Annotated in this window: 12 protein-coding genes; 4 read left to right on the top strand and 8 right to left on the bottom strand. The window is 57.0% G+C overall.

Translation table 11 applies throughout. The annotated features are described in order from the left end of the window. The 8 genes from ACFQPB_RS23285 to ACFQPB_RS23250 form a co-directional block, all read right to left on the bottom strand. On the bottom strand, positions 1-773 hold a 773-nt coding region (locus ACFQPB_RS23285; protein ID WP_465262287.1), incomplete at its 3' end, for an IS66 family transposase. Positions 774-818: 45 nt separating this feature from the next. After that, positions 819-1,166 (bottom strand): IS66 family insertion sequence element accessory protein TnpB, encoded by a 348-nt coding sequence (gene tnpB / locus ACFQPB_RS23280; protein WP_382228660.1) that lies wholly within the window; start codon positions 1,164-1,166, stop codon positions 819-821. Beyond that, a complete protein-coding gene (tnpA, locus tag ACFQPB_RS23275; protein WP_382228657.1) occupies positions 1,163-1,504 on the bottom strand; it encodes an IS66-like element accessory protein TnpA in 342 nt (113 codons plus the stop codon). Before tnpA ends, tnpB begins: the two co-directional genes overlap by 4 nt. 537 nt (positions 1,505-2,041) lie before the next feature. Further along, positions 2,042-2,368: a helix-turn-helix domain-containing protein gene (locus ACFQPB_RS23270; protein ID WP_382228655.1), complete on the bottom strand. Its 327-nt coding sequence runs from the start codon at positions 2,366-2,368 to the stop codon at positions 2,042-2,044. A 208-nt stretch (positions 2,369-2,576) separates the two neighbouring features. Next, positions 2,577-3,026 carry an HAD domain-containing protein gene (locus ACFQPB_RS23265; protein ID WP_382228653.1) on the bottom strand — a complete coding sequence of 150 codons (450 nt, stop codon included), beginning with the start codon at positions 3,024-3,026 and terminating at the stop codon, positions 2,577-2,579. A 113-nt stretch (positions 3,027-3,139) separates the two neighbouring features. Further along, positions 3,140-3,478 (bottom strand): hypothetical protein, encoded by a 339-nt coding sequence (locus ACFQPB_RS23260; protein WP_382228650.1) that lies wholly within the window; start codon positions 3,476-3,478, stop codon positions 3,140-3,142. After that, complete coding sequence (locus tag ACFQPB_RS23255; RefSeq protein WP_382228647.1) at positions 3,475-4,491, bottom strand: integrase domain-containing protein; 1,017 nt, start codon at positions 4,489-4,491, stop codon at positions 3,475-3,477. The genes ACFQPB_RS23260 and ACFQPB_RS23255 overlap by 4 nt, the downstream gene beginning before the upstream one ends. A 1,968-nt stretch (positions 4,492-6,459) precedes the next feature. Then, on the bottom strand, positions 6,460-6,774 hold the full coding sequence (locus ACFQPB_RS23250) for a helix-turn-helix domain-containing protein (RefSeq protein WP_382228645.1): 315 nt from the start codon (positions 6,772-6,774) through the stop codon (positions 6,460-6,462). Between the two features lie 103 nt (positions 6,775-6,877). Here ACFQPB_RS23250 and ACFQPB_RS23245 point away from each other — a divergent pair, with 103 nt between their 5' ends. The 4 genes from ACFQPB_RS23245 to ACFQPB_RS23230 all read left to right on the top strand — a co-directional run bounded on the left by ACFQPB_RS23245 (position 6,878) and on the right by ACFQPB_RS23230 (position 8,323). Beyond that, positions 6,878-7,315: a hypothetical protein gene (locus tag ACFQPB_RS23245; protein ID WP_382228642.1), complete on the top strand. Its 438-nt coding sequence runs from the start codon at positions 6,878-6,880 to the stop codon at positions 7,313-7,315. Positions 7,316-7,488: 173 nt separating this feature from the next. After that, complete coding sequence (locus ACFQPB_RS23240) at positions 7,489-7,620, top strand: hypothetical protein (RefSeq protein ID WP_382228639.1); 132 nt, start codon at positions 7,489-7,491, stop codon at positions 7,618-7,620. A gap of 117 nt (positions 7,621-7,737) precedes the next feature. Next, the gene (locus ACFQPB_RS23235) at positions 7,738-7,950 is read left to right on the top strand and encodes a hypothetical protein (RefSeq protein ID WP_382228636.1); all 213 of its coding nucleotides are present in this window, start codon (positions 7,738-7,740) and stop codon (positions 7,948-7,950) included. Positions 7,951-8,071: 121 nt separating this feature from the next. Further along, positions 8,072-8,323 carry a 50S ribosome-binding protein YggL gene (locus ACFQPB_RS23230; RefSeq protein ID WP_382228633.1) on the top strand — a complete coding sequence of 84 codons (252 nt, stop codon included), beginning with the start codon at positions 8,072-8,074 and terminating at the stop codon, positions 8,321-8,323. Positions 8,324-8,408 lie beyond the last annotated feature (85 nt).

Genomic DNA, 8,408 nt, shown 5'->3' with positions numbered 1-8,408 from the left:
ACCGGCACGGGCGTGTCGTCGGCGTGAAGCTTGGCGGCCGCCAGGGTGTAACGACCCAGTGCGGCCACCAAGGGATCAAGCAATTGATCGGCCTGGTCAACCCAGCCGGCCAGCGTTGAGCGGTCCAACTCAACACCGCTGCGGGCATAAATGCCGCTTTGGCGGTAGAGAGGCAAATGGTCGCAGTACTTTGACACCAGCACATGGGCCAGCAACCCGGCACCGGCCACCCCGCGTGCAATGGGTCGGCTGGGTGCGCTGGCCTGGAAGATCGCATGGCACGCCACGCAGGCCAGCTTGGGGCGCACATGCCGGATCACCTTGAAGTGCGCCGGCACGTACTCCAGTTGCTCGGAGACATCCTGTCCAATCTTGCGCAGCCGCGCGCCACAAGCGGTGCACCCGCAGGACTGGCCATTTGTGTCCTGGTGGGTGTCACTGATCTCGGGCAAGTGCTCCCGAACATCGCGCGGCAGGTGCGCGGGCAGACTGCGGTCGATCTGCGGGTCATTGGCGGGGACCGGTGCAGATGCGGCCTTGGCTCGAGTGGCCATCGCGTTCTCGCCACCATCGATCAAAGGCATCTGCGCCGTCAACTGTTCGCTGGAGGTACCGAATTCGGAACGAACCCGGCGCAGCAGTTGCAACTTGAGTTTGTCGACCATCAACTTGAGCAGCGCCACCTCGCTGTCGCGCGCCGCGATGATGCGCAGCAATTCGTCGATGTTCTGGGGTGGTTGATGGGGAGCAGGCACGGTCTTGAGTATGCCCAACTCTGCTGTCTCACCTCATCGGGAATGACCCGCAACTGCCAAGCTTTACGCCGCCAGATCGGGACGGTGCGTGCGCGTCGGCATGCGCCAGTCGATACCTTCAAGCAGCATCGACAGTTGCGCTGGCGTCAGGGATACGCCACCGGCCGATGCCTGCGGCCAGACAAAGCGGCCGCGTTCGAGCCGCTTGCTCAGCAGCAGCAAACCCTGGCCATCGAACCACAGCACTTTGAGGATGTCGCCGCGCCGACCTCGAAAGACAAAGACGTGCCCACTGAATGGGTTCTCGCTCAGGGCCCCCTGGACCATCGCCGCCAGGCCGTCGAAGCCCTTGCGCATGTCGGTGTGGCCGGCCACGATCCATACCCGCGTGTTCGCTGGCAGACCGATCATGCGCGCACCACGGCCAGGACCGCCTTGAGTTGCTCGGTATCCACTGGGCCGCGCAGACGGATGACAGTGCCGCACACCTCAATCTCCATCACTGCCTTGGGCTGGCGGGCGTTTGTGGTAGCCACCACCTCAGCTGGCCGAGCGTCTGCGACGACCGTGACCGGCAACAACGTGTGAGGGGAGGACTGCCAGTGTTCGAGTTTCATCCAGCTGCGAAGCTGGTTGGCGTTGACGCCATGGCGAAGTGCCAGGCCAGCAACCGAAACCTCTGGCCTGAGCGCCTGTTCCACCAGCCAGGCCTTGAAGGCTGAAACGTAAATGCGCTTGCCGTTGCGCATGATTCGCTCCACCGTCGGCCCGCTCCACTCTGGGGTGTGTCCACTGTCTTGCATATGGACATATCCTGCATTGACCCTCCGCTCCTCACAAGAAGGGCCTTGGGGCCACGCTTACGGATGGCAGGTGGCTTGTGCTGGCTCATCCGGCAGAGGTTCTCAGGCCCACGGGGCGAGTAGATTCGGCGCGGGTTTCGGCGCCGAAAGTCCGCTTAATCCGGTGTGGGTTTCGGCGCCGAAAGCTCACTCATCGCGGGGTTCTCACTTTTGAAATGGCGCCACCTGCGCATGCGGAACTTGGCGAGGATGGCCGTGCGTCACGTATCACCCCAAACAAGCCTTCTTGCCGCGTTTCCCTGGCCCAGAACTCTGAACGCTTCAGGGGCAAGTGCAGGGGATCCAGTGCCACGGCATCGCCACGCTTGAGGTAATCGGCCAAGTAGTGGAACCGCCCGACCTGACCCTGCAACTCGAATTCACCACACTGGATAGGCTGTACCTGCCCGGGGAGCCACACCCAAACCGGCTTCACGGTGTCGCTCATGAACGGGTCCCACGAATCCGTTTCGGCAGTGCGCGCTCAAGCAGGCTCACCGCCTCATCGGTTTTCCCCAGCTTGGCCAACGCCGGCAGGAGTTCACCAATCAAATCCAAGGCCCACAGGATGTTCAAAAGGTGCCCGATCCCCACACTGGGCCGGCCATGCTCCACATTGAGGACCGTCTTCTTGTTCACCCCAGCCTTGGCCGCCAAGTCCTCTTGCGTCCACCCCAGCGTGCGACGCACAGCACTCACTCGATCACCCAAGGTCGTCAAACCTTCCTCTACCTCGTAGGGAAGCATCGTTGGATCGGGTGAATGTTTCATAAAAGAGGCTAGTTCGCTATTATTTTCCGTTTTTACGGACTTTATAAGCAAACCTAGGACTGGTCAAGAACGCATCTGGCGCACTGGGCATAGAGACTGCACTCCACACCACACCGGACACTTTCGACTGTATGGGCGGCCGGATGCGTGCGCTCCTGCGTGCAGGCTGGTCAGTCTAGCCAATGCGGATAGCCTGTCGGTGTGTGGGCTACAGCCGGCGCAGTCGTTCAGCAAGCGTCGCGGCCATTGGAGCGGTCAGGCCTGTCTTGCCGTCCACCAAGAACAAGAATTGATTGAACGGCCGAAAGAGCCAAGAACGGTCGTCAACCGCCAGCCACGGCGCCATTACACGTCCGTTATCTCGCAACCACGCGTTGCATTCAGCCTCACGCTCATAGCCGAACAATACGTCAGGCACATCCTCAAGGTGACTGAACCGCGGGGTCACGCCGATAACCCTAGGCTGGATGTCGGACGAAAAGCGATCGCGCAGCACCTCGATCGGATACTGGTGGCGCCAGGTGCTTGTCACCACGACGTCACATGCCGGCACTTGACGCAACACCGCCTCCAGCAACGGCAGACAAGAAAAGTGCTTGGACTGATGACAAAATTCGGGATGCAGTACCCCGTCGAAATCCAAAAACAGCGTGTGCACAAGTCCAGTATAGGTTGGACGTCCAGTCCAGCCTTGACGCAATCACATTTAGTCAAAAGGTCGGGCCGAACTAAACACACGGTCGCCGATCGACGCACACGACTGCGGAGCCTTCAATCAACAACTTGCTGCCGTTGCTGACTGCTGTCATCCGCTGGCTGAACTGGCTTGCGGGGCTGCGGCGGCTCATCCGGCTTCCCCCAAATTTCCCAAAGAGCCTTAATCGAATACCAGTAGTCCCTTTGAGTTTCCCAAGCCAGTCCTTCAGTGCGCAGATGCTTCCAGAAACTCACCACCGTGTTCGAGCCTACCTGGCCAGGATGGCGTGCGCCCTTGGCCTCGGCGAACTTCGCGAATGCCAACATGCGTACACGCTTGCGCCGCCGTTCAACCTTGTTCTGCTTCGATACCCAATGATGGGTATCCATTTCAACGTGTTGACGCAAACTCATGCCCGCCCCCCAACATATTCAGCGACCACGTCAACGCGGCCATGACCCAACTCATTTGCGATCGTCAACCGCGCTGTCAGATCAGCTGCACGATCTTGAATTCGACCACCTGCGCAAGGTGCAGGGTGACCCGTAAGTGCCGCGTAGCGCTCGCACGCATAGGCTGCGCGCAAATCATGAAGACCGCCACCCGTAGCCTCCTTAACCAAATCACGGGTTTTCCGAAGTGGGCCAGCCACCCATGACTTCCAAGACAGCTCCACCGGAATCATTGAATAGTCATTCCCCTGAGCAGCAGCCGCACGTGCCAGCGCCTCACGCTGACCATCGGAACTAATAGGCACTTCTCGCTCGCGTCCGCCCTTCGTACCCTCCCGAATGGTCAAGTAGCCTCGCGATTGGGCTTCACGCCAGGCTTTTTTCGCATCGATCAAACTCGCCTCCTCTGAGCGAAGACCGAAAAGTCTGGCCAACTCGACCACACCCAATTCACGGGGCCCTGCTTGATTGGCCACCGCTATCATCGCCTGAATATACAAATCCCAATTAAGAGCGCCGGGGGCGCTCCGACGCACCGCCGAGCGCTTTTGAATATCACAGTCTTTCGTTGGCGAAACGGACAGCCAACCTCCGCCAATCGCAAAAGACATGACTGAATTAACAGCAGACACAAGATTTTGAGCGTATGACGGCTTCATCTCGTCCAAATCCACCAATACCGCTTGCTCGCACCCATATAGCTGAACAATACCCCAGCTCACATCCTCCATTCTCTTTACACCAAATTGACCGCTCCAGTCGCAAAATAAGCTCCAACGCATGTGGTAATGCTTAACACTGGAAAAAGACAAAATGTGGCGTGCAGCCTGCGCATCGAGCACCAACCGCCCGGCGTATGACATAGACCTCGAACCAATACCAAAATTTCGTGACATATCTATCCTTGTAAAGTGCATTGTCAAGATCACGCCCAAGTAATCTTGAGAATGCGCACTATTCCAGTGCGCAAGCATAGAAATTGCCGCAGGCTGACAAAGTCACACACAGCAGGCTGCGTGTCACATCAACTCAACGGCAAAGGTTCTAAATCCTCCCGGCCCAAAAAACGGTAAATGATGTGCTCGAGTCAAGTACTCGGCAACCTATGGGGAGGTATCGATTGAACGCGCGCTGAAACGCGGCAAATCGGGGGGAGTGCACTCGCAAGTTGCTCCCTCGTGGTCGAGGGCGTCGTGTAGCCTTTGGCCGAATGCCATCGGCAACCAGTCCTAAGGAGCGGGATGCAGTGCTGAACGCCGGCCGCATGGGCCGAGTCGTACTATCGTCGTAATTTTTCGTCGGGTCGAAAACTTACGGAACCCGCATGGCTGTTGGCTTTGCGGAGTTTTTATAGACCTGTCTCTTTGCAAAGGGCTGCAACGAACGGGCTAGGTGGAGTCTCTTCGATCACCTGCTGGAGCACATGATCCTGCCGCCGACCTCATGGCCGGAGGTACCTAACGGTACGCCAGCGGGCAGCTCTACAGCGGGCGGAAAAGACACTTGATTGCTGACTGCAATGCAGCAGCCGAGACGAACACCCGACAAAGCGTCTCCAGATGCACAGGCACTGAAAGAACCTGTGGAACAGGACCAGATTAACTCTGCCTGCTCATATGCACTCGGCACTCTATGTAGAGTGTGAGTGAGAAAACATACAGGGCAGGACCAGCTTGACTGGTGCCTACTCAAATACTCACTCTTTGAAGAGCGAGAGGGGGCGCTGCCGTTACAAGGGAACAACAGCTAATCATCCCGATATCGGGTGGACTCGACGAATCGCTTAACTGCGATTCAAGGCATGAATCACTCACACCTACTGAGGTGAAGCCAGTATACCAGAAGTCGCATCACCGCAGGCGCGCACCGCTTGCTTGGCGGTCGCACATCATGATCCTTAGCCATCAGGGACTCACGAGTTCACAAACGTGGCGGGCATCGCCCCGTCATCCTTGTGACCTCGCAATCCGAGTTGGCACTGCAAGGTAAAACACAGACTCTTGTCTGAATGCAAGCTCAGTTTGCCCAAGAATAGATGCTCGCGTTTCACGCAAAGCAAGAAGTTGGCTGGAAAATTTCCTTGATAGACCGCGCTCGGAGAAAGTGAGCGTGTACAGATGCTTTTACAAAGTATCCCCCCAGTTCGCGCCCCTTCAGGGCCGCGTATATGGGCCAGTACGCAGCGGATATCATTGTCCAAAAAATTTCAACCAAAACAGTAAATAGGCTCAATGCATTGCTCAAGTCGAGAGTCATGCAGTTTGAAGGCGACTTGGATTCGTCAACCTGATCCTACGTTCAGCGCGATCCGTCAGCGCACCCACGATGCGCGCCCAATCTCAGCCCGGCGAAAACCGCGATCAATTCCATCCAACCTCCAAAATATCTCAGCCCTCAAGAGCCCTCTCCAATAACACGCAGAAATTCCGATCCATGGTCATTATGATATTTTGTACCCAAAGGAAAAATCTCTTGTATGAATGAAAGCTGGAGCGGGGCCGCGACAGCTTAGACCATGGTCGTGAGTTGCAGAAGCGGCTCCAAATATCTGGCCAATTCCAAGGCTGAAAGCTAGCCTGGGGTCCCAATTGCTGATGGCCACGCCCGAGCCCGAGCGGGGGCACAATAGAGCGTGGCGGCCACATCCACACCTCCGCGCACCGTTGTTGATGCAGACAGCACCAGGAGACTCACTTGCGTCTATTGATTTCAAACCTGCACATTGAGTTGGCTTACATCCGAGGCGTCATCAACCACAGCATACGTTTGTACTTTACTCCCATCACCGGTGCAGCAGCAGGCATTCGACAGGAATACAAACGACTGAGCCGAAGCGAGCGGGCCCGGCGCTCTGCGGGCCGTCACCGAACCTGAAACTCCGGATTGGGTGGCCCCACGAGGTGAGAAAAACTTGACCTCAGCAAGCACCGGCCAGATCCAATTCAGTCAGCCGCTTCGGCGTCGTGTCCTTGCATCGACGCCAACTCACGCCGAACCCTGCTGAAGACGCCATCAACCCGGGCAGGATCGCCTAGCTCGGCGTAAGCCAGCGTGAGCAATGTCAGCGGGTGAACACCTAACACATCGGCGAGCTCATCGACCTTGCCCAGCGTCGCACTCTTTTGCGCCCGCTCCAAGCTGCTCACATAAGTACGGCTGGACACCAGCGAAAAATCCTCCTGCGACAACCCCTTTGCCAGCCTGACCGTGCGTAGTGCCAGGTGAAAGTGGTTGCGCGCTGGCTTGGGCGAGGACATCCGCCGATTACGGCATCATGCACTCTATAGGACTACAATCTATAGTGTTCATTTGCTTAGATTTAAACCCATGTTTTGCACCCACGAGCCGAACCGGCACCCCATGTCCAAGTTTTTCTCACCTAGTGAAGACCGCTGGGTCGCTGTCCAGGTGGCTGTTCATGCCCCATTCTTCTGGGTCGACTTCGCCCACAAGGAAGACGGCGACGAAGATTTTGAGTACTCCAGCACCTTCATGCTCTCCACGACAACCGAGCTGGACAGTCTGATCAAGCAGCATGAATCAAAAGAAATTCGGCTCAAATCGGTGTCGCTTGTGACGCCTGGATACGTCAACAAAACGGAACAATGGCAGATGGAGCCTTTGAAGGCGATCTGGTCCTGTGCCTCGACAACGTCGCCGGGCCTGCATGTCGACTTGTACGAGACAGCGAAAGGTGCGCGATACCCAGACCCGACCGCAGAGGTCTGCGAACAGATGCTCAAAAGCGCTAAGGTGCGCATCGATATCGCAGGCCTATGCGCGGCAGAATCAACCTGAAGTCGACCGGTCAGCTCCACTGCGACCACAGTCATGCGCTGTAACAATCCACCGCACGCGTGTGCCCAACTCCACCTACAATTTTCATTGGGCTTAATGTTCGTGAGTTACCCTCACCGCCAGTGATCCCGGATGGGCCACGCCAACCATGCAAAGAAAAAATGGACTTGTATTTGGGCATGATCATCTTCGGCGTCTGCATGATTGCGCTGAGCCTGTGCCTGCCTCAGATCGAGGCGCTGAGCAAGTACCTTGAGGGTTTGGGTGCTCAGACAAAAAATGAGCCTGGCAAACACCAGGATTGAACGCCAGACTGCCCGGCCCACAGCCGATGTGATTCCTACGCGCCAGCCATTTGTGACGCATCCGAGGTTTCTGTAGGTCCATGCTCAAGTGTCAGCCATCGTACGCTGGAGGGTGCCATGAAAACGGTCATACGCGAAAAGTTGCTCAGAGAACTAGCCGAACTGGAGCGACAGTCCAATGGTGAGGTCAGGCGTATAGAGAAGCCGACGGTCAACATCGGTGTCAAACGCATCCCAGTCGTGACCCAAGATCAATGGGAACGCCTCGAAAACGCGGCGCGAGATCCGGCCATCAAACTGCGCAGAGTGGCCATGCCACCCATCGACTGAGCTTGCGAGTTTCTGAGCTCGAATCATGGTGATACGCGTCCTCCTCCGCCTCTTGGACCCGCACATGTCCCCAGGCGTCAAATCGGCCTGTGCTGTATCGGTGGTTTTGCACACCATCTGAATGTTCCGTTCCCTGCAGGGCTCCATAACAGACCAAACCCAACGCCATAGAGCACACATGCTTGACCTGCATTTCCCACCGCCCAAGCGACCCCGAAGCCGACGTCTTCGCAAGAAGTTGCGCATCGGGGAATTTCAGACGTTGGGCTTTGAGTACGACCTCAGTTGGTCCGAGGTTCCATCACCTGAACTACAAGAACGTTTCATTGATCGTAAGCGGTCATTGAACTACGTCTTTCCACAGAGTGCCTGAGAGAGGAAGCTACGTGTCCATGTAGAACAAGGTGGACGCGTATGTCAGAGATCGATTCAGAGGTGGTACGACGCCTGGTCACGGG

Origin of the sequence: Hydrogenophaga atypica, assembly GCF_042665215.1 — a bacterium.
GTDB lineage: Bacteria > Pseudomonadota > Gammaproteobacteria > Burkholderiales > Burkholderiaceae_C > Hydrogenophaga > Hydrogenophaga defluvii_A.
Note: the sequence above shows the minus strand (reverse complement) of the source record. Positions and strands in the feature narration are given on the sequence as shown.